The organism is Legionella jamestowniensis, from assembly GCF_001467745.1.
Classification (GTDB): domain Bacteria; phylum Pseudomonadota; class Gammaproteobacteria; order Legionellales; family Legionellaceae; genus Tatlockia; species Tatlockia jamestowniensis.
The window spans coordinates 490,171-512,755 of the sequence record NZ_LNYG01000013.1; the positions used below are offsets into that span (position 1 = coordinate 490,171).

Genomic DNA, 22,585 nt, shown 5'->3' on the forward strand with positions numbered 1-22,585 from the left:
ATGAGAAATATAATTAACTTCATCACTGCCTGGCCATGGTGGCGAAACCACTGGCTTAAAGGCATTGAAAAAACATGGCATGGTTTAGTAAATCCAGGTATTTTAATCCCTGATGAAATCATCACATTAACGGATATTACCAACCAAGAGATAAAAGCCTCATCGCCATTGAAGAAAACACACATCACAGAAAAAATTACTTAGTCTTTAATAACTGGTGTTTTCTTGGAGAAATCTCAGTCACTCTATAGTATACTATTGCCCCTGATGTTTAGAGGTATATTCGTTTCTATGGTCAATTTCGTACTCGATCTTCCAAAGATCGAAAAGAAACAAGCTTGGGGCCAATTATATGGCTGCAGTCTTCCCTTGGCTATTGCTGAATTCTGTCAACAAAAAACAGGGATTACGCTTTTAGTTGCCCCTGATAATTTAAGTGCAGGACAATTATTAGACGAATTAGCTTTTTTTCTAAATCCAGAAAACGCGCCTGAATTATTATTTTTCCCCGATTGGGAAACACTGCCTTATGATCAATTCTCCCCCCACCAGGATATTATTTCTGAACGTTTGGCTTGCCTAAGCCGTTTACAACAAGTTTCTAATGCCATTGTTATAAGCTCTGTCAATACGCTCATGCATCGCCTATGCCCCCCGCAATTTTTGCATCATCATGCGCTGGTATTGAAGGAAGGACAGACCCTGAATTTAGAGCTTTTTCGCCACCAACTCCAGGAAGCAGGTTATCATTGTGTTAATAAGGTATTGGAACATGGAGAATTTGCTATTCGGGGGGCAATTATTGACGTTTACCCCATGGGTAGTACAACTCCTTTTCGCATTGAGTTATTTGACGATGTGATTGATAGCCTCCGTCTGTTCGATACCGAAACACAACGTACTATTACTAAAATTAGTGATATTGAACTATTGCCAGCACGCGAATTTCCGCTCAATGAACAAAGTATCACCCTATTCCGGCGGGCCTTTAGAGAACAATTTTCTGGCAATCCCAGTCAATGCCCTGTTTATGAAGCAGTCAGTGATGCACAGTATCCATCTGGAATCGAGTATTATTTGCCTTTGTTTTTCGAACAAACCGCCACTTTTTTTGACTATTTACCCCAAGAAGCAAGCATCTGTCTTATCGAAGATACGTCTGACCATGCAGAACAATTTTGGCATGAAGTAGAAACGCGTTATGAGCAGCGAAGTTATGATATTACCCGTCCGATTCTTAAACCAGCAAGCTGTTTTCTTACCCCAACAGAACTGTTAACCTGCGCAAATCAATATCAACAGATACGTTATTACCATAAACCTGTTGATAAAAAAGGCGTGGTATTTAATTTTAACATCGCCAAACCCCCTTCTTTACCTATCGAACGTCAAGCAGAGAAACCGCTTGCAAAATTAGGTGACTATCTTGCCAATGAAGGCAAGCGCTTCCTCCTTGTCGTTGAAAGTGCAGGACGACGCGAAGTGTTGTTGGACTTGCTGAAGGAAACTTCAATCATCCCCAAGGTACAATCTTCCTGGCAAGCGTTTCTTAATGATAATGCGCCTATCACTATAACCACCGGACCGTTAATTTTTGGGACTGAATTAACCGACCAACATATTGCCATTATCGTTGAGGCACAATTATTTGGTGAGCAGGCAGTACCCCAGCGACGAAGCACTCAAAAAACGGTTGACCCGGATTTAATTATTCGTGATTTGGCAGAGCTTCGGGTTGATACACCGGTCGTGCATTTGCAATTTGGTGTCGGCCGTTATAAAGGGCTGCAAACGTTAGATAGCAATGGTACATTGAATGAATTTCTGGTTTTAGCCTACGCAGGTGACGATAAAATCTATGTGCCCGTGACTTCTTTGCATTTTATCAGCCGTTATACTGGCATGGATAGTGAACATGCACCTCTTCATAAATTGGGCACTGATCAATGGCAGAAAGAGAAAAAGAAGGCTGCAGAAAAAATTCACGATGTCGCTATTCAGTTATTAGAAGTTTATGCGAAACGTGAAGCGAAACCCGGTCACGTTTATCAATTTCCGCAAAGTGATTATCAGCGATTCGTCAGTGGTTTTCCTTTTGCTGAAACCCCTGATCAGTTACAGGCAATTGAACAAATTATTCATGATATGGAATCTTCTCGTCCTATGGACAGGCTTATATGCGGGGATGTTGGCTTTGGTAAAACAGAAGTAGCCATGCGCGCTGCGTTTATTGCCGTACAAAATGGGAAGCAAGTTTGCGTGCTTGTCCCTACCACCTTGCTAGCAGCCCAGCACTTTGAAACCTTTCGTGATCGTTTCGCTGATTTTCCGGTAACGATAGAATTACTCTCTCGTTTTCGCAGTGGTAGAGAAACAGAAAAAGTCATCGAGTCATTAAAAAATGGCCAGACTGACATTGTGATAGGTACGCACAAATTATTTTCTCACACCATTGATTTTAAAAATCTGGGCTTGCTTATTATTGATGAAGAACATCGCTTTGGAGTTAAGCAAAAAGAACATATTAAATCATTACGGACCCATATCGATATCCTGTCAATGACCGCAACGCCTATCCCCAGAACATTGAACATGGCAATGGCAGGCATTCGTGATATTTCCTTAATTGCCACGCCACCGGCGAAAAGGCTGGCAATCAAAACCTTCTGGCAAGAAAAAAACGATTATATTCTACGTGAAGCAATACTCCGTGAAATTTTACGGGGTGGGCAGGTTTATTTCCTTCATAACAATGTACAAACGCTGGAGCGGGTCTGTCAGGAGTTACAGGCCTTAGTCCCAGAAGCAAAAATTCGCGGGGCCCACGGGCAAATGCGAGAGCGCGAACTAGAACGTATTATGTCTGATTTTTATCATCATCGCTTTAATGTGCTTGTTTGCACGACCATTATCGAAACAGGGATTGATATACCTACCGCAAACACCATTATTATTGATAGAGCCGATAAATTTGGCCTGGCTCAGCTCCATCAGTTACGTGGTCGCGTAGGGCGCTCTCACCATCAAGCTTATGCTTATCTATTAACCCCGAACGAAAAATTATTAACTCCCGATGCGGTTAAACGCCTTGAAGCTATTGTCTCTTTGGAGGATTTAGGCGCTGGCTTTACCTTGGCCACTCATGATCTGGAAATTCGAGGTGCAGGTGAATTATTGGGAGAAGATCAAAGTGGTAACATGCAAGCTATTGGCTTTACCTTGTTTATGGAAATGCTTGATAAAGCGGTAAATGATTTAAAAGCCGGTAAAACTCCAGAATTGGATACTCCCATGCAACAAGGGCCTGAAATTGATTTACGCATCAGTGCCATTCTCCCTGAAGATTATATTGCGGACATTCATACGCGTTTAATCATGTATAAGCGCATTGCCAATGCTAAAAGTAAGCAGCAATTACGAGATTTGCAGGTAGAAATGATTGACCGATTTGGTTTACTACCACAACCTGCAAAAAATTTATTATTGGTTACCGACCTTAAATTATTGGCAACAAAGCTTGGAATCAAGAAAATTAATGCCTTTCAGCAGCAAGGAAAACTTGAATTCGGTGAAGAACCTCAAATTGATCCAGGCGTATTAATCAATCTTATACAGGTTCATGCAAAACGCTATCAACTGGATGGGCCTACCCGATTAAAATTTACGCTGGATAGTACCGTGGCTGCTGAGCGCATCCATGAAATTCAATCATTACTTGTTAAACTGGCTAATAAAGAAATGGATTGGTGATTTTTTATTGTATAGGTATTGTTTTTTGGCATGCATTTATGGCATAATGTTCATTATTTGAACATGCAGGGCAGATGCAATGGCTTCCTATATTTTACCGAATGTAATGTATTCCCGATTTAAAATTTTTGCTTCTGCCTATTCAAGGTATTATGAAGGTAGCATTGACAGCAAAAAGTTAGAAAATTTGTATAACCTGTATAACTTGTGTAGTAAACAATACTTAGGATTAGGTAGTTTATTACGGTTCATTCCAGGTACAAATGCCTATCATGCAAGCCAGCAATTTTCTAAGGAATTAGAAGCGCAGTTTACTATCCTCAGAGATAAATTTAACGGAGAGCCAAAAGATTGGGTAAAACATGTACATTTGAATTTCTCTGCTTTTCAAAATTTGGTCAGGGCAGGCACTGTTTCCTATATTAATCCGGCAATGATTTTTTATGAAACCTTGGCTAGGGCTTCCTTTGAATTTAAAAGTCCAGGCATATCCTATTCTTTAAATCACAAAATCCCTCTTAAGCATTTATTTTTAGGTGCGCCTATCGTGAATATTTTTTTAAAACTGCAAGAAGGAAAAATTCACTTTCGGGATAATATTGTTAGCAATATTATTGCTAACTTGTTAAATCCTGCGAATATAGCCTTGGATACACTGCACTTTCTTCATCTTTCAGTGAATCGCCTACTTGAAATTGGCTCAGATTATACAGTTAGCAATACTAGTTCTTTATTAGGCTTAACACGTCTACTCCTAAAAGGTGTTGCAGGTTTTGCATTTGGATCCGTTGGCATTGCATTAAACATTATTAAAAGTTTAATAGATATCCCCGTTAAAATTATTATTCCCCCTGTGGCCGAAGGTATCCCTCATTTTGGCGAAAGTATTTATGATGCCCTCAACCATCGAAATACCGAGACGCTAGTAACCACTGTCGCTGATTTGCAACAGGCGAAAATATTAAGAAGACAAGCCAAAGGCCGGGATGATAATAGTTATACGGCTATAACGAAAAATGTCGGTTACACCACTGAATATGTGGGTATTACCAAAGCAGATTTATACGCGAATGCCGCTAATCCTAATCAACTAATAGCAATACGTGCCTCCAAAGACAAAATTCAAAATGTCTCTTCGCTGCTTAAAATAGCGTCTTTGTTTAAGGATCAAAAACAAGAAAACTCAACAGAGTTTGATGAAGCGGCTGTCGATGAAGCTAAAAAAATATTAAACCGACCTACAAACTAAGCTTAACAAAGTGAAGGATCACTTATAGAAGGATCGAGTTTTGTTTGCAAAAGATCAACTATGTCTAAAAAATATTTTTAGACATAGTTGATCTTCTAAATGTGGCCTACACCTCTCCTGTATTTTTTTTCGATGTTTTCCCCCAAAGAACTAGGTTACCTGAGGATAGTAAATGCCCTATCCAGGAATTAGAAAATTTTATTAAAATACTGTTATCCTGATGAAAATTAGGGAATAATTTTACCTAAGCGATTTTATAACAGTGCTCACTTAAGTGTATGAATACCTTCAATTTTGCACGCGCAAAAATCTAAGTTGGATATATACTATAAACGAGGACAATTAGTATAAGGTTTTTACCATGGACATGAAAAAAACTATTTTATCCGTTGCAATCAGTACCCTATTACTAAACTCAGTATATGCCAGCACTCAAGAAGGCGAAGCAGCCTATAATGAGAAACGCTACGAAAAAGCATTTATTCTCCTTTCCGATGAAGCAGAAAAAGGCGATCCCAAAGCGCAATACCTCTTAGGTCGCATGTACTATTATGGTCAGGGAGTCACTTATAATCCTGACAAGACCGAGCAATTGTTACTAGCAGCAGCGAACCAGGGCAACGTTGATGCGCAAGTATTATTAGCAGGCTTTTATTGGTATCAAGAAACACCAGACGGCTACAACAAAGCCCTGCAATGGTATGAAAAAGCTGCCGCTCAAAATAATGCTGATGCACAGTATGCCTTAGGCTATATGTATGATCACGCTACTGGCGTGCCTCAAAATTATGAAACTGCCATGTCCTGGTATAAAAAAGCAGCAGAGCAAGGAAATTCCGAAGCAGCCTTATCCATTGGTTTTATGTATGACACAGGAACAGGTGTTCCTAAAGATTTGGATGAAGCCATTAAATGGTATAGGAAAGCCGCGGATTTAGGTAACCCAGGCGCATTATATAATCTTGGCCTTTTACATAAATATGGCGAAGGGGTTGCGAAAGATGAGCCCAAAGCTTTTGAATATTTTGAAAAGGCAGCTGACAAAGGGCATGCAAAATCACAGCTCGAAGTAGGTTACTTCTACGACACGGGTAAAGCAGGCAATGCAGATTTGCAGAAAGCAGCCTATTGGTACCAAAAGAGTGCTGATCAAGGAAATGCCAATGCCCAATTTAATATAGGTGATATGTATTTATATGGGGATGGCGTTACCAAAAATTTGGAACAGGCGGTAAGCTGGATCCGTAAATCAGCAGAACAAGGTTATGGACGGGCGCAAAACAAAATGGGCGTTTTTTATAGAGATGGTCTTGGTGTAACTGCAAATCCTGTGGAAGCTTATGCCTGGTTTAGCGCAGCCGTCATTAATGGCTTTGCAGATTCAGGTAAAGCGCGCGATGAACTCGAAAAAACATTAACATCTGAGCAATTACAACAAGCCAAAGATTTAGCGAATAAATACGCTGAGCAATATAAATCCCAATAAATTATCAGTTCCTTAAAAAGACTGCGACAATGCAGTCTTTTTAAGCCCACACCACAGAATTGGGTTGTGTGATAGCTTCTTTAATTAAATCCCGATAATTCGCCTCGACAACCCGTCGCTTAACCTTTAATGTGGGTGTTAAAACGCCATTTTCGGGAGTCCATGCATCACTTACTACTATGATATGACTAATCTTTTCATAGTTCGCCAATTCACTATTTATCTTACGCAAATTTTCTTGCAAGGCTTGCTTGGTGCTTTCTTTATTTTGACTACGGCCTGATTCGCTGAGGGTAACAATCAAAACGTTATTAGGTAACTCCCGACCCACCATACACAATTGTTCAATTGCCGGATTTGTACCAAATCGTTTTTCAATGGGGGCTGGTACTATAAACTCCCCCTTTTGATTTTTAAAATTCTCAGAAAGGCGTCCTATGATTTTAACATTTTTATTCTCATCCAGCTCAGCAACATCCCCTGTATGCAGCCATCCATCATCAGTTAACGCAGCATTCGTTGCATCTTCATCTTTATAATATTCTTTCATCAAGCAAGGCGACTTAATCATTAACTCACTTTCCTCACCAATTTTTAGTTCAACTTTAAGTCTTGGGGTGCCAACATAGCCTGGGCGTCGCTGACCCAGCAAAGAAAAGGTGGCATAGGCCAAATTTTCCGTTTGCCCATAACCTTCCTGAATTTTTATGTCCAGATTATCAAAAAATTCAAGAATAGAGACGGGTAAGTGTGAAGCACCTGAGAAACAATTGGTACAACGCCCCAAACCCAGATGATGCCTGATTTTCTTCTTGATCAAAGTCGAAATGAAAGGGAGTTTAAGCAGCAGATTTAGTTTCTGCGGTGGAAGTTTTTGTTCTATTTTTTGCTGGAATACTCCCCAAATACGTGGTACAGCAGTGAAGAACGTAGGTTGGGCTTCTTGTAAATTCTCTACGAATTTATCCAAGCTTTCCACAAATGAAACATCGCAAGGGATGACAACACTACCTAATTGGATAGCGGAACGTTCATAGACATGGGCCAGTGGTAGATAAGACATAAGATGATAGTGTTGAACCTCTCGTATTCGCTTTATATCCTTAGGAAACAATTCAAGATAATTAGCAATAGTTCCATGGGTGTAGACAGCACCTTTGGGTTGCCCTGAGGTACCGGAGGAATAAATGATAGTATATAAATCTTCGGATGAAGGCTCTGAAATAATATCTTCGGCAGGCTGTTTTTTTAAAACGTCATCCCAACGATAGGAACAGCTTAAGTTTTCATGATAATCAAAACTGACTGTTAAAAGCTCATCAGGTATATAACCACGAACTCGCTGATGGTCATCAAGTTTCCCAACAAAGACTAATTTAATTTCAGCATGTTCCAGTACATAACTGATACTGTCCTCATGTTGGTTGGCAAATAGTGGAACATTCACCATTCCTGCCAAGCTAATTCCAAAGTCAGTAATGAACCACTCAGCACAATTTTTTGAAAAAATTGCGACACGATCCCCTTTCTTAAGGCCAAGCTCCTGGAGCATTTTCGCTACTTGCTTTGCTTGGCGCATGACCATTTGCCAGGTAAATTCATGCCATTTTCCATCACGAGGCTGCTTTAAATAGACTTTGTCAGCAAACTGTTTTTCGTTTTCCAGCAGAATTTGATTGAGAGATTTTGGCTGCTTTGTCATGGCTCGTATCCTCATTCCATTATGATAACTGAATTGATAAGTCTTTAATCAAGAGAAGCATTTATTGATTATCCAGGTATTAATACTCTAACCGTTTTATTAGCACTTGTTATGCCAACTTATTTGCTAGAACTTATCGCTTCCTGTTTTTCAGAAACAGGCACAATTTTTGAATAGAAGAAAACACAGCACTTAGAAAGGACGGCAATAATGAAAATTAATAAAACCTTGATAAAGCTATTTCCTCTCGCGCTTTATGCGTTAATCTCTCTTTACCATAGTGTCGTTATTTTATAATATCTACATCCACGCTTATGCGCAAAACCAGTTTGACTCTGTAGATGAGATGGCGTGGATAACCTAGCTCTTGATACATTTGCCCATTCTATTTCTTTTAAATCATTTATTAAACGACTCGAGTATAATAGATATAGTGATAGTCGTAGTAACAAGGCATTCAACGTATGAATAAAAAGCGCATGATTATTGGCATTTCAGGAGCATCTGGCATTATCTACGGGATACGTTTGCTCGAACTATTAGCAAAAACCGACTATGAAACCCATCTTATTGTCTCTAAAGCTGCTCAACAAACTCGCGCTTTTGAAACAACGTTATCTGCCAATCAATTGTCCGCATTAGCTACTGCTTCTTATTCGATTAACGACATTGCCGCCCCCCTTGCCAGCGGTTCATTTAAAACCACGGGAATGATAATTGCCCCTTGTTCGATGCGCACTTTGGCGAGTATTGCTTGTGGTACTACCTCAAACCTTCTCACCAGGGCAGCCGATGTCGTGCTAAAAGAACGCCGACGATTGGTATTATTGGTGCGAGAAACACCTCTGCATTTAGGACATATTGAAAACATGAAAAAAGTAACAGAAATGGGAGCCATTGTGGCTCCACCTGTTCCTGCCTTTTATAATCATCCACAGTCTGTAGACGACATCGTCACACACAGCATTGGGCGCACATTAGATTTGTTCGATATAGATATCGATGTGGTAAAGCGATGGAAAGAACCCGAATAATAGCTTAACGGGTTCCACCAATAGTTAGCGCATCAATTTTCAATGTAGGCTGGCCAACACCTACGGGTACAGATTGGCCATCTTTGCCGCATACACCAATACCAGCGTCTAATGATAAATCATTTCCAATCATACTTATTTTTCTCATTACTTCTGGCCCATTGCCTATAAGCGTAGCCCCTTTAACCGGTTTAGTTACTTTGCCATCCTCAATAAGATAGGCTTCGCTGGCAGAGAACACAAATTGCCCAGAGGTGATATCAACCTGGCCACCCCCAAAGTTAACCGCGTATAACCCGCGTTGCACGGAGCGAATAATTTCCTCGGGAGAATAGGTGCCCGCTAACATATAAGTATTGGTCATGCGGGGCATTGGCAGATGTGCGTAAGATTCACGTCGACAATTACCGGTTGGTTTCATACCCATTAATTTGGCATTTAATTTATCCTGCATGTAATTGACTAAAACACCGTCTTCTATCAGTGTTGTATATTGAGCAGGTGTCCCTTCGTCATCAATTGTCAAAGAACCTCGTCTATCTTTTAAAGTGCCATCATCAACGACTGTAACCCCCTTTGCAGCAACTTGTTGGCCCATACGCCCTGAAAAAGCTGAAAGTCCTTTGCGGTTAAAATCACCCTCCAACCCATGGCCTACGGCTTCATGAAGCAACACACCAGGCCACCCAGGACCTAGAACAACAGGCATAGTCCCTGCAGGAGCTTCTTCAGCCTCAAGATTAATTAGGGCTTCACGAACTGCCTCCCGGGCATACTCTAACGCACGTTCCTTCTCCAGAAAATATGAGTAGGCGACCCGTCCACCGCCTCCAGAACGGGCAGATTCTCTACGTCCGTTCTTATCTTCAACAATTACACTGACGTGAATGCTTACCAAGGGTCTGATATCAGCAGTCATTTGACCATTAAGACCAACAACCATAACGACTTCATAGCAACCACTTAAAGAAGCATTCACTTGAATTACCCTCGGATCAATTCGTCTTGCCTCTTTATCAATCGCTTCTAATAAGATTATTTTTTCCTGCTTAGTCATTCCTTCAATAGGATTAAGCGGGGCATAGCGAGCAACGGGTTTATCACTAATATGAATCACCTGAGCCTGTTTCGAGCTTGTAAAAGCAATCGAGCGTGCTGCATCTGCTGCACGTTCCATTGCAGGCAACAAAATATCATCACAATAAGCATATCCTGTTTTATCCCCGCTCACTGCACGAACACCCACACCACGGTCAATCGAGTAACTACCACTCTTTACTTCAGAGTCCTCTAAATACCACGATTCATAGCTAGTGCTTTGAAAATAAAGATCGGCATCATCAACGTGGTGGCTCATCATAGAGCGAATCAATTTATCGAGTGCCGATTCGTCTAAAGAGGCTGGTTTTAACAATAAATCTTTAGCAAGTGCTAATGCCTGAGTCATAATTTTACCTTTTATATTAAATCGTTAATTCATCAATTAATGCCCAAGAACATGGTGTTCATTACAGGGGAATTGTCGTCTTAATTGTTCTAGGCGTTGCAGATCAATCTCTGCGGTTACCATTCCTGTACCTGTTTTCTTTTCCGCCAATATCTTTCCCCATGGTTCAATAATCATACTGTGTCCATAGGTTTGGCGTCCGTTTTCATGCTCACCACCCTGATTAGGGGCGATTACATAACATAAATTTTCAATCGCCCGCGCCCTTAGTAGCGTTTCCCAATGCGCAGCACCGGTAACTGCCGTAAATGCTGATGGAATACTGAATAATTCAGCGCCTCTTAATACTAATTGTCGATATAATTCTGGAAAACGCAAATCATAGCAAACCGACAAACCTACACGTCCTAGTGGTGTATCCACCACAACAAGTTCATCCCCTCTTTCAATTGTAGATGATTCTTGATGTGCTTCTTGCTCAGAGACGCGAACATCAAACAGATGAATTTTATCATAGCGAGCTGCACACAGCCCTTTATCATCAAACACCAGGCAACTGGATCTTGCCCTTTCTTTAAGTCCTTTTAGTGGGATTGTACCCGCAATCACCCATAAACCATATTCTTTAGCCCAACGACTCATGTATTCTTGAATTTCTCCTGAACCATATCGTTCGGCCTTTTGTAATTTATCGATTTCGTTTCGACCCATGAAGGCAAAGTTTTCTGGCAAAACTAGTAACTCGACTTGCTCATCTTTGGCCTTATTAAAAAATTCCTTTATTTGCTTTAAATTGTGATCGACAGAAGCCGATGAAGTCATTTGAACAGCGGCAATTTTTGACATGCTAGATCCCAAATTACGAAATTAACCTCATTATCAGCGATTAATTTGCATGGTTTCAATGGTAAACAACAAGATAATTATTTTCATGTTCCAATTCAGCAATTAACAGGAAGAACCTTGCCAGTTATTTCACATCACTATAGACTTGAAAAGGCGGCAACTCGCCTATACATATGCTAAACTAGCAATATAAACCATTGGAGCTATTTGCATGAACAGAAATGACGTTACCTTATTAAGTCAACGCAGTGAAGCGGTGCTTGCGACGAATAAAGTCCTGCGCAACACCTATTTATTACTTGGGATGACTTTTATATTTAGTGCTTTGGCAGCTTATACAGCCTTTGCCCTTAATGCTAAACCACTAAATCCTCTGTTAATGATTGTCGGCGTTTATGGTTTAATGTTTTTAACACATGCCTTAAAAAATAGTGCATTAGGGTTAGTAGCCGTGTTTGCCTTTACCGGCTTTCTTGGATATACCTTAGGTCCTATTCTTAACTTCTACGTGGCCAACTTTTCAAACGGCCATCAACTTATTGGTACCGCCCTTGGTGGTACAGGCATCATATTCTTTGCTTTATCTGGATACGCCTTAACAACAAGAAAAGATTTCAGTTATCTGGGAGGCTTCCTTTTTGTTGGCGTTATGGTAGCTCTGTTGGCCATGATCGCAGGCATTTTCTTTCAAATCCCAGCACTGCAACTGGTTATTTCAGCAGCTTTTGTATTAATTTCTTCTGGTTTAATTTTATTCCAAACCAGTGAAATTATTCATGGTGGCGAAACTAACTATATATCAGCAACCGTTACCTTGTTTGTTTCCATTTACAATTTATTTGTTAGTTTACTTAATCTGTTAAGTGCTTTTTCAGGCCGCGATTAAAATCATCTCCTCAACTGGATCCCGGTGTTTGCCGGGATTTTTTTTATCCATTAAATAATGCTATTTTTAAATCTTTTGATTAAGCAGGGGATGTATATTTTATTAGTGTTCAACAATTGAAATCTCGTCTTTGCGAGCGTCAGCGAAGCAATCCAGTAACGCTCTCTTGAACAAAAATCTGTCCTGGAGAGCCTCACTCCGTTCGCAACAACGGCATAAAAATTTTCGCCCTGTGTAAAGACGTTATTACCCCCAATTTGCCCATTTAATACTCACTTAATATTAATTGATTAAACTCTATCTATAACACTCTGCTTTAGATTAGCTATGAAGTTAATTCAGGCCAATAATGCTTTAAAAGATTTAAATAGCTACATGGAAGAATATGTGGCCAAGTTAAATCGGCCTAAAAATAGCGAACAAATTAATACTGGTAGCAGTGAAAAATCACGAAAAGAACATGATGAATCTAGAAGAGAACGTGCTGCAACGACTATTCAACGAATATGGCGTAAAAGAAAAGTAAAGCAAGCGTTTGTAAAAAATCCCTATTTTACTTATCTTTCCCTAATTGAGCCTGGTGATGAACAACGCCTACTTTCAAGTATTATGTTTGGCAGACATGTTGCAGAACTTAATCCAACTTCTAAACATCGAATAAATAATCCATACATCCATAAAAAAGCATTTTATCATCGTGATGATAATCTTGCCGGTGATCTGCTCGATCAATTGCTACTAGAATTTAACATCTCCTCAGAAGATAAAGACAAGTACACATTTATTCCGGTCACTCTGTTACAAAATACACCTATTCTGGAGATATACCATAATTTTTTCCCTGGTACACCTGTAAAAATCATTCAGGATAAAGAGCATTCAGTCGGCCTTGTCGCTTTACCAAAGAACCACTTTAATAATAGCCAAATTCGTGTACTCAGAGCTGCAGGCCTTATTGCATCTCCATGGGAGATAGCAATAAATATTAAAAATAAAGACAGCGTTGTAGTGGAAAGCGAAATTAAGCTCGATGTTAACTTACCCAGAACATTTAAAGAATTAATTGACAGTACTATCTACCGTAAATTATCTTCCATTGCTAAAAATAATCATCACCCCACACAAAAATTAGCAATATGTTTACAAAAAATTTTAAAAGATTTGCCTAACAATATAAAGCCAGCAGCAATACAACGTATTGCCTGTATGGTAGACATGGCAAATACTTTTTATGAATATGATTATCCCAAATTTGCTTTTTCCGTATATGCAACTATCCACGAAATTAGTCTTTCCCTTTTAGAGCAAACGAAAACAGAAGATTTAGAACATGGCTTTGATAAATTTTTAAATGAGGCCCAGTACACGCTTGACAATTCATTAGCTTTAGATAGCGCTAACCTGGAAAATGCTACCTTCATGGCATGTCCCGCAATGTCTGGTACCAATGCGTACATGCTTGCTATGAAGCTGGCATTGCAAATGAACACAGCTTCAGGAAAACCACCTCTAGTTAAAGTGTTCAAACCGAGTTATTTTGAGTTTGACTACATTACTAAAACAACCCATAACTCCGATGCCGATATTTTTGTGTTATCAGCTGGACCAATCGTTAATCCAGAAGGTTTAACACCTGGTGTCGATATTAATAAATTCATAAAACGAAATATTATTGCTAAACAAAGACAAAAACCGGTCACCTTAATCGTGGATGCTACAACAGCGCTTTATAAAAATATGCATCTCGATCCGGAAGTACGAACATTGATTAATGAAGGGAAATTATCTCTTATTGTTCATGAAAGTCATCAAAAATTCGGAATGATTCATACTGATCAAGCTCAATATGGACGAATGTTTGCCATTTGTTCAAAAGAACAATTTGACAGTGATCTAATCAATGGGATGCAATCAAACTCAAGGGAAGATTATGCAAATCATCTGGATCTCCGCGTGGGTGCCTATATTAGTTCAATCTGTGGCGACACCTTAGAAGAAATTAAAGAACAACATTTTAACAACGGTGCTCTTTTAAGGAATATTTTAATTCAAACGTCACTTGCTTCTAGAGCGGTTGTAAAACATGAGGACATGCTCTCCAACCTTAATGAGCTTTATTTTGTTACATCCACACAAAAAGAATTGGGAAGAGCCTCACGGGGTGTTATCGAATTCCGAGATAGTTTTGGACATTTTGGTACAGCATTAGCACGAGTTCTTGATCAAATAAGACTGAGTCCGGATGCGTCTGATGATTTGGATTGTTTGGTTCAGGCGGCACAAATATTTTTAGCCTATCACTTTAACCCCCAAAATGCTCTGAAATTGCTTGTTACTCATGTTATGGATACAGATAAACTTTCAATATCGGAGCAAATTATCGTCACGGCCTTAGCAAATAATGTCTTAAGTTCCTTATCTAACCTAAATGAATTAGATCATTTGCCATTATTATTTTCTTTACATCACATAATGAAACAATGTGAGGCATTAAAAGGAAGACAATATTCTAATAACATTGCCAACTCCTATTTTAACTTTCGTCAAAAAATTATTGATACCTATGAGGTTAAAAATGCTAAAGAATTTTTTGAAATAACGAAGCTTTTATATAGCAAAAATATACAATTAACTTCAAAACATTTAACTCTATTGTCCAACAACGATTTGATTAGAAAGGTAATAGTTAATCATCATGACCAGTTATCAAATAATGCGCTTTTAGCAATATTAGACTTGGCTGAGGCTCCACTTAGTCCAGCCCAAATACAATTAATGATTGAAAATAAAAAATTTTGTGCTAGCGTGGAAAAAATTTACACAGCAGTGAATGACATTTTATCTCATCTAAAAAATACTCCTCATAAACACGAAGATGCGATAAAACATTCCAAATCCTATTTCCACCAATGCTTTACTGCCTTAGAAACATTTCATAATACAAGTTCAAAAGATTTAAATAGTAAAGAAACTTTAATAACAAACCTTAATTTGGCAAAAGATGATTACTGCAAAGAAATTTTAGGTAACGATAGAAGTGTCGTATCACAAACGGCTCGATATATACTAAAAGGGATTGTCAATTTTATTGCGGGACTTACGTTCGGTGTTGCTCACTATGTCCATTACAAAACGACTGGACAGACATTATTTTTCTCAAATACAAATAGCCAAAACAAATTAGAACGTTTTCACAAAAAGATATCAGAAGAAATAAATAACGAAAATATGGAGCCCACCTCAATCCAACAAAACACTTCATCTAAATAAAGAGACTATGACATAGTTTTGAAATTAGCCTATCGGACTACATAATATTGCATTAACAATACTATGCTAAGCTCATTAAACGTAGATAAGACAATGAATCTAAAATACTGGTGACGATAAAATGGCAAACCTACAACGCTTTCATGATGCTCAAAAAAGCGACTATCAGAAGGCTCATGATGAAATTGCATCCGGAAGAAAACAAAGTCATTGGATTTGGTATATATTTCCCCAACTTAAATCACTTGGACTAAGTGATACCGCTCAAAGATACGGCATCGCAGATTTCAAGGAGGCCTGTGATTATTTAAACGATCCCATCCTTTTCGAACGCTATCTTACAATGGTCAAATTGATTAATGACCAATTAGAAAAAAAGATTCATCCAGCTACACTAATGAATGGTGTTACTGATGCGCAAAAACTTGTTTCCAGTCTAACCTTGTATCATTCCGCAGCCGAATATTTAGGTAAAAATGAACTTAAGGATTCTTGTTCTAAAGCATTAAATTATCTTGCCAACGAAGGATATATTGCTTGTGAAAGAACGATGAATGAGATTTATGAATATCAACTCACCGCAGGGGTTCATGATAAAGACACTGCTGATGTAGAGGATATTTCTACCGCACAGGAAAGCACGCCTCAAACTACTACTAAGGTTGAAATAGAATTAAACTCCACTCCCAATGCCGCAACTACTCTTAAAGTGATGGTCGATACCTTGGCAAAGAGTATTGAGAAGAAGGCTGGAACACGCTCCTCCTGGTTTACCTTGAATACAGAAACTAAAGTTGAAAAATTAAAGGCCATTTCACGATGGCTAGAAAAACATCCGCTTAATGAACAAGAGCAAGAGGCCATCGTTGCACTGATTAGAGATACATGTGCTATCAAACGCAATATCTTTGGTTTATTTGAACCTCACAGCCTGCAAGAGTTTCATACGCTACTGAAAACCTCTAATCTAAAACCTGCTTCTGCAAAAATTTCTTTTACCTCCAAAGAACTAGCGCAGATAAAAACCCATACTCAAGTGGCCAAATTAATTCAAGAAAAAATTACTCCTCAGCATGCAGAGAAATATAGTCTATGATCATTATCGTTACAGGGATTAGACGGGGATGCTTAAGCTATCATACTTTGCACTTTGTTCTTCTAAGACATCTATCTCATTATTACAAATATACTGCTTCAAGCCATTAAATTTCTCTCTATTCCATGAATAGATATCTAATTTTAGAAGACGTTCGATCACACTGTCAGCAAATCTTTTTTTAATTATTTTAGCTGGGCTACCAGCAACAATACTGTAAGGTTCAACATCCTGTGTAACCACGCTATTAGTCGCTATGACTGCACCTTCCCCGATTGTAATGCCAGGCATAATCACTGAGCGCATACCAAGCCAAACGCCATCTTTAATAATTGTATTTCCTTTTCCTTGATAAGATTGGACATAATTATCCGCAAATGGATATAGGCAGAACCAATCCATCCGATGATTATGATTACCTCCAAGCATGATAATCACCTCCGCAGCGATGCAAACGTAATCACCTATATAAAGTTGATCAATTTCCCACTGGGGTTCCCAATGTTTTAAACTGTACTCATCCCCATACAGATATCTCACCACCGTTTCTTCAAAACTTCCGGTCCAGGCATTGCTGTAATAACTATGTGTACCTTTAATGTGAATATTGGGATTTTTTACGTGTTCGTGAAGGTATTCCACGCGAGACCAATGTTTTTCAAAACCATTCATACAATTTAATTTCAAATAAACAACATTTTATTGGAAAAAAGGTAAAATTTGAATATAAATCCAATGGCAGCGATGCGATGAAGGTTTAGCAAACCTATTTTTATTAATGATTTGACATATTTACTATTGGTAAATAGGATTTAATCAATTTTTAAACGCAATAAAAACTAGCAACACGTAGAAGTAAGCAAGGAAGATTATGCTAAGCAAACATGAACAAGCTCCAAATGATATCAAACCAAGCGTGACAGCGTTATCGGTAGCAATGGCGTTCGTGCGTTCGCTTGATACTGGATATCTTTATTTATTCAGTAAGCAAGAATTAGAATTAATCAGGCATTTCGTTAATATTGGAAAACAGTCACTTTATGGCTTCAATTGGATTTTGTCTGAGGGTTTGTCTCGTATGCCTTACTCCATTCAGCAATCATTTTTTAATGCAGTCGTCGTTCCTGGCTATGATCATATTATCATGCTACGAAAGCTGATGATAAAGAATAAAATTGAAAGTGCGATTAAATCAGGCATAGAGCAAATTATTTTTCTTGGTGGGGGTTATGATATCCGTGCGTTAGTTACTTCTCTGACACATCCCGATATTAGTATTTATGAGTTGGACCGTGGACCAACACGCGAACATAAAATAAAAGCATTGAAGACACTTCCAGAAGACCTCAACCTAGGGGGTAAGAATATCACCGAACTTTCCGATGGCACAATCTTACTAGGCGAAAATCTACGGTACATTGAATGTGATTTAAGTGAGAACAATTTACTGGATACTTTAGAATCCCATGGGTTTAAACAAAAAAGAACCTTCGTTATAGGTGAAGGTTTAACCATGTATCTTAGCCAAGACGAAAATAAAGAATTACTAAAATCTATAGCGAAAATACTCAAAGAGAATGACGAGTTATTATTGAGCTTTCGCTCAGGAGTAATAAAACCCTCAAAAATTGCGGAAGCTTCTTTGGAGCGTTCAAAAGAGACTTACCGCTTTTCTTTGGCACCTCAACATGTTATTGCATTCGTTGAGGAATCGGGATTTACCGTGAGTGGAAAGTTTTTTGCAGCCAGTCTGTTAGAAGAAATAGGTGATTTCTCGGCTGCAGCCTATCATAAGAAAAATAAAAATAGCCCAAAGGAATACTATTATTCATTACAAAAATCTTCGTTAGAATTTAATGAAGACAGAAAAATAGAAGATGTAGCAGACATTAAACTGGAGATCCCCGTAAAATCAGAAGTTACGGAATCACCGTCAGAGTGTGTAACGATGTAGGACTAAAACGAGTTCTTGGAAAAACCCGCAATTGTCTAACCAAGGTTTTGAATTTGTGGTAAGTGTTTAGTGCTCAACCAATTCCTTAATATCTTTTTGATTGAATTTACTAAATGAAAGTTTTACTTCCGAAGGTGTTTTATCTGCTTTCTTAATTATATGCAAAATTTTATTTCACATATAATTCTCGCCACTCTATTTACCAGCTTGCTGCCAACTGGCTTTGGCACGAAATAAAGCCGGTAAGTCTGCTTGCGTTTTTTTAAAAGGTTTATTTAAGGTAAATAGGTCCCGTTCTTTTTGATAGTAAACCCCCAAAGGTACTGGAAAATCGGGAAATGTGAGACGAGCCAGGCGCATGGCGGCTATAAAATTACTTGAATCATGACAATAACTTGTTTCTCCGGCGGCTTTTCGTAATAACATTTCATTCTCTAGATCCAATGCCCATTGCTGTTCAGCGCCAAACACTAACGGTTGGCCATCATTCAAAATCACTGTTTGTTCCGCACGGTTTGCTTTTATCGCAAACGCATCAAAAGCACCGTTATTGAAAATATTGCAATCCTGATAAATTTCAACAAAGGAACACCCTTTATGTTCGTAAGCTTTTTTAAGTACACTTGCTAGATGGGCGGGATCTTTATCGACAGCACGTGCTACAAAACTGGCTCCGGAAGCAAGGGCAATGGTCAATGGATTAATGGGTTCATTATTTACGCCCTGTGGAGAAGTTTTTGTAACCTGCCCTTTTTGCGAAGTCGGTGAAAATTGTCCTTTGGTTAATCCATACACCTGATTGTTAAATAGTAAAATATTGACGTTGACGTTTCTTCGCAGACAATGGATTAAATGATTGCCACCTATACTCAATGCATCACCATCACCGGTGATTACCCATACGGTTATATCATCCCGCATGGCTTTAAGTCCTGTAGCAACGGCAGTGGCCCTACCATGAATCGTATGGAAACCGTAAGTATTCATGTAATACGGTAATCGCCCCGCACAGCCTATACCAGAAATAAACACATGCTTTTCAGGGGGTAAACCTAGCTCGGGTAACACTCGTTGTAATGCAGCCAGAATGGCATAATCACCACACCCAGGGCACCAGCGAACTTCTGTTGAATTGGCAAAGTCGTCACGTTTATAACTATTGTTCATGATTAATTTCCAATTTAATGGCGTTAACCAAATGACTGGCTGTAAAAGGTTGGCCATTACACTGATTGATTGATTGAGCATCTACCAAATAAGTAGCACGAAGTAACTGGCATAATTGGCCGGAATTTAATTCAGCCACTAAAACTTTGTTAAATTGACCCAGTAGTTCCCCTAATCCATGCGGTAAGGGGTTTAAATGTCGTAAATGAAGCAAGGCCAGGGGCAAACCTTCAGCATGGATCTGCTCAAGCGCCGATTTTAAACTACCATAAGTACTGCCCCAACCCACAATCAGAATGTCAGCGTTTTCATCACCCTCAATCTGTAATGCATCGTATTCACGTGCTATCCCAGCAATTTTATCGGCTCTAAGTTTTACCATCTGCTGATGGTTTTCAGCATCATAACTAACACGCCCTTCCTCACCCTGCTTTTCCAGGCCACCCAATTGATGGATAAAACCTGGCGTGCCAGGCACATTCCAACTGCGCGAAAGGATTTCATCACGCTGGTAAGGCTTAGGAAAACGGTTAAACGGAATTGTTGGGATATCCAAGGATTCCAATGACGGGATTTTCCATGGCTCTGCAGCATTGGCAAGGTAAGCATCGAGTAAGACAACTACCGGTGTCATGTACTTAATGGCCAAACTGAATGCTTCCAAAATTGTATTAAAGCAATCAGCAGGCGAACTTGCAGCTAGCACTGGCAGAGGTGCCTCCCCATGTCGTCCATAAAGTGCCTGACGCAAGTCACTTTGGCCGGTTTTAGTAGGCAAGCCAGTTGAAGCACCTGCTCGCTGTACATCAACCAATACCAAAGGCAATTCTGCCATCACGGCCAGCCCTAAACTTTCACTTTTTAAATCAAAGCCCGGACCTGAGGTACAAGTCAGTGCAAGACACCCTCCATACGAAGCACCTATACAGGCACAGATAGCAGCAATTTCGTCTTCCGCTTGCAGCAACCGCACCCCATAATCCTCCAAACGGGCACACTCATGTAAAATTGCCGAGGCCGGTGTAATTGGATACCCTGAAACCAGCAAGGGGGTTTTAGTGCTGGTAGCGATAGTGGCTATGCCCAGTGACAGCGCTTCAACGCCAGTTATCTGCCTGTATTCGCCATCAGCGCGATTCACTTGTCCTAACATGAATTGGCGCCTTGAAAGTTCTAACGTCATTGCATAATTAAATCCCGCCAGCAAAGTGAGTTCATTGGCCTTGGCAATGGAGGGATTGGTTTTAAATTTTTTTCGAATAAACTCAATGCAGCTATCCGTTGGTAAATCAAATAACCAAAGGACCAGTCCCAATACGTAGAAATTTTTCGCTTTCTTTGCTTGAGCATGGTTAATCTCTACGGAAGTGACAGCTTCCAATGTTTGAGTGATTAACGGCAAGGAAAGCAGTTGATAATGTCCTGCAGCATTATCAAGGAAGTCCTTATTTAACCCAGCCTTTTGCCAGTCTTTTTCCGTGAAGCTATCCTCATTGATAATCAACAAGCCTCCGACATTTAAGTATTGCAGTGAGTTTTTTAAAGCGGCTGGATTTAATGCAACGAGGACATCAAGTGTCTCACCCGCTGTAAATATAGCCTGTTCTGACATCGCTAATTGAAAACCGGAAACGCCTGCAACTGTCCCAGCAGGCGCTCTAATTTCTGCAGGAAAATCAGGGAGTGTTCTTACATCTTTACCGGTTAGAGCTGCAGTAATCGTCAGCTGCTCACCAACAAGTTGCACGCCGTCCCCTGAATCTCCGGTTAATCGAATAACGATTGCGTCAGTATTAGGCATAAGTTCTCGCTTCCAACATGAGTTGACGCATGTGTCTTACCGCCTCCTTTAACCCGCTAAACAAAGCACGGGCGATAATAGCATGGCCAATATTAAGTTCATGGAATTCTTTAATTGCAGCAATCGGTTTAACATTATGATAATTCAAACCGTGACCAGCATTAACAATTAAATTAAGACTGGCCGCATATTTTGCCGCTTCTGTAATGCGTTGCAATTCATGTGCCTGTTCTACTGGATTGGTAGCATCGGCATAGCAACCCGTATGGATTTCAATGGCTGGTGCCCCAGAAGCAGCTGCTGCTTCAATTTGTTTCATATCCGGATCAATGAATAAAGACACTTCGCTTCCTATCGCTTTTAAACGCTTGACCGCAGTGGCGACACCTTCATAATGTCCTACCACATCCAAACCGCCTTCCGTTGTCAGCTCCTCACGTTTTTCAGGTACAAGGCAGGCATGCTCCGGCTTAATCTCTTCGGCAAAATCAAGCATAGCATCGGTTACAGCTAACTCTAAATTCATACGTGTTTGCAAAACTGCTTTAATTAGTCGCACATCACGTGCCTGGATATGACGGAGGTCTTCGCGCATGTGCAAGGTAATTCCATCGGCACCAGCTTCTTCTGCTTCCATCGCTGCTTGTACAGGATCAGGATAGCGGGTACCGCGCGCCTGACGAACTGTCGCGATATGATCAATATTAACGCCTAGCAAAATGTTATTTGTCATACTTCACCATTAATAAAAATAAAGTGCAGGAATTATGACGTGAAACGTATTTTGCATCTATCATTTTTCTATAATTGTACAAATATAAGCGATTTATATGCCAAATTTTGGAGTATTTTATACCTGTCAGAATAAAATTTAAGAAATCTGTCGCTTCCAAGAAT

General features: G+C 39.5%; 16 protein-coding genes. 9 read left to right on the forward strand and 7 right to left on the reverse strand.

What is annotated here, in order from left to right:
* The 4 genes from Ljam_RS06590 (at position 1) to Ljam_RS06605 (ending at position 6,485) form a co-directional block, all read left to right on the forward strand.
* Complete coding sequence (locus Ljam_RS06590) at positions 1–204, forward strand: hypothetical protein (RefSeq protein WP_058449326.1); 204 nt, start codon at positions 1–3, stop codon at positions 202–204.
* 87 nt (positions 205–291) lie between these two features.
* Positions 292–3,750 (forward strand): transcription-repair coupling factor, encoded by a 3,459-nt coding sequence (mfd, locus tag Ljam_RS06595; protein WP_058449327.1) that lies wholly within the window; start codon positions 292–294, stop codon positions 3,748–3,750.
* Between the two features lie 79 nt (positions 3,751–3,829).
* Complete coding sequence (locus tag Ljam_RS06600; RefSeq protein WP_058449328.1) at positions 3,830–4,999, forward strand: hypothetical protein; 1,170 nt, start codon at positions 3,830–3,832, stop codon at positions 4,997–4,999.
* 361 nt (positions 5,000–5,360) lie between these two features.
* Positions 5,361–6,485: an SEL1-like repeat protein gene (locus Ljam_RS06605; protein WP_058449329.1), complete on the forward strand. Its 1,125-nt coding sequence runs from the start codon at positions 5,361–5,363 to the stop codon at positions 6,483–6,485.
* Positions 6,486–6,525: 40 nt separating this feature from the next.
* On the opposite strand, the gene Ljam_RS06610 is transcribed toward Ljam_RS06605, so the two are convergent.
* Positions 6,526–8,187 (reverse strand): AMP-binding protein, encoded by a 1,662-nt coding sequence (locus tag Ljam_RS06610; RefSeq protein WP_058449330.1) that lies wholly within the window; start codon positions 8,185–8,187, stop codon positions 6,526–6,528.
* A 464-nt stretch (positions 8,188–8,651) separates the two neighbouring features.
* Here Ljam_RS06610 and Ljam_RS06615 point away from each other — a divergent pair, with 464 nt between their 5' ends.
* Positions 8,652–9,221, forward strand: coding sequence for a UbiX family flavin prenyltransferase (locus Ljam_RS06615; RefSeq protein WP_058449331.1), 570 nt, complete (start codon positions 8,652–8,654; stop codon positions 9,219–9,221).
* Positions 9,222–9,225: 4 nt separating this feature from the next.
* Here Ljam_RS06615 and tldD read toward each other — a convergent pair whose 3' ends face one another.
* Complete coding sequence (gene tldD / locus Ljam_RS06620) at positions 9,226–10,668, reverse strand: metalloprotease TldD (RefSeq protein WP_058449332.1); 1,443 nt, start codon at positions 10,666–10,668, stop codon at positions 9,226–9,228.
* A gap of 36 nt (positions 10,669–10,704) precedes the next feature.
* Entirely contained in the window at positions 10,705–11,514 is an 810-nt protein-coding gene (locus Ljam_RS06625) for a carbon-nitrogen hydrolase family protein (protein ID WP_058449333.1), read from the reverse strand.
* 211 nt (positions 11,515–11,725) lie between these two features.
* On the opposite strand from Ljam_RS06625, the gene Ljam_RS06630 reads away from it, so the two are divergent.
* From Ljam_RS06630 to Ljam_RS06640, 3 genes are all read left to right on the forward strand, one after another.
* Positions 11,726–12,400, forward strand: a complete 675-nt coding sequence (locus Ljam_RS06630; RefSeq protein ID WP_058449334.1) for a Bax inhibitor-1/YccA family protein — start codon at positions 11,726–11,728, stop codon at positions 12,398–12,400.
* A gap of 327 nt (positions 12,401–12,727) precedes the next feature.
* Positions 12,728–15,670, forward strand: a complete 2,943-nt coding sequence (locus tag Ljam_RS06635) for a hypothetical protein (protein WP_058449335.1) — start codon at positions 12,728–12,730, stop codon at positions 15,668–15,670.
* A 121-nt stretch (positions 15,671–15,791) separates the two neighbouring features.
* A complete protein-coding gene (locus tag Ljam_RS06640; RefSeq protein ID WP_058449336.1) occupies positions 15,792–16,766 on the forward strand; it encodes a DUF1810 domain-containing protein in 975 nt (324 codons plus the stop codon).
* Positions 16,767–16,784: 18 nt separating this feature from the next.
* On the opposite strand, the gene Ljam_RS06645 is transcribed toward Ljam_RS06640, so the two are convergent.
* Positions 16,785–17,438: a CatB-related O-acetyltransferase gene (locus Ljam_RS06645; protein WP_058449337.1), complete on the reverse strand. Its 654-nt coding sequence runs from the start codon at positions 17,436–17,438 to the stop codon at positions 16,785–16,787.
* Positions 17,439–17,637: 199 nt separating this feature from the next.
* On the opposite strand from Ljam_RS06645, the gene Ljam_RS06650 reads away from it, so the two are divergent.
* On the forward strand, positions 17,638–18,720 hold the full coding sequence (locus Ljam_RS06650; RefSeq protein ID WP_058449338.1) for a class I SAM-dependent methyltransferase: 1,083 nt from the start codon (positions 17,638–17,640) through the stop codon (positions 18,718–18,720).
* Between the two features lie 195 nt (positions 18,721–18,915).
* On the opposite strand, the gene Ljam_RS06655 is transcribed toward Ljam_RS06650, so the two are convergent.
* Genes Ljam_RS06655 through pdxJ form a run of 3 tightly spaced genes read right to left on the reverse strand, consistent with a single transcriptional unit; the run spans position 18,916 to position 22,421 of the window.
* A complete protein-coding gene (locus tag Ljam_RS06655; RefSeq protein WP_058449339.1) occupies positions 18,916–19,887 on the reverse strand; it encodes a 2-oxoacid:ferredoxin oxidoreductase subunit beta in 972 nt (323 codons plus the stop codon).
* Positions 19,877–21,688: a 2-oxoacid:acceptor oxidoreductase subunit alpha gene (locus Ljam_RS06660; RefSeq protein WP_058449340.1), complete on the reverse strand. Its 1,812-nt coding sequence runs from the start codon at positions 21,686–21,688 to the stop codon at positions 19,877–19,879. The genes Ljam_RS06655 and Ljam_RS06660 overlap by 11 nt, the downstream gene beginning before the upstream one ends.
* Complete coding sequence (gene pdxJ, locus Ljam_RS06665; protein WP_058449341.1) at positions 21,681–22,421, reverse strand: pyridoxine 5'-phosphate synthase; 741 nt, start codon at positions 22,419–22,421, stop codon at positions 21,681–21,683. The genes Ljam_RS06660 and pdxJ overlap by 8 nt, the downstream gene beginning before the upstream one ends.
* Positions 22,422–22,585: the final 164 nt, after the last annotated feature.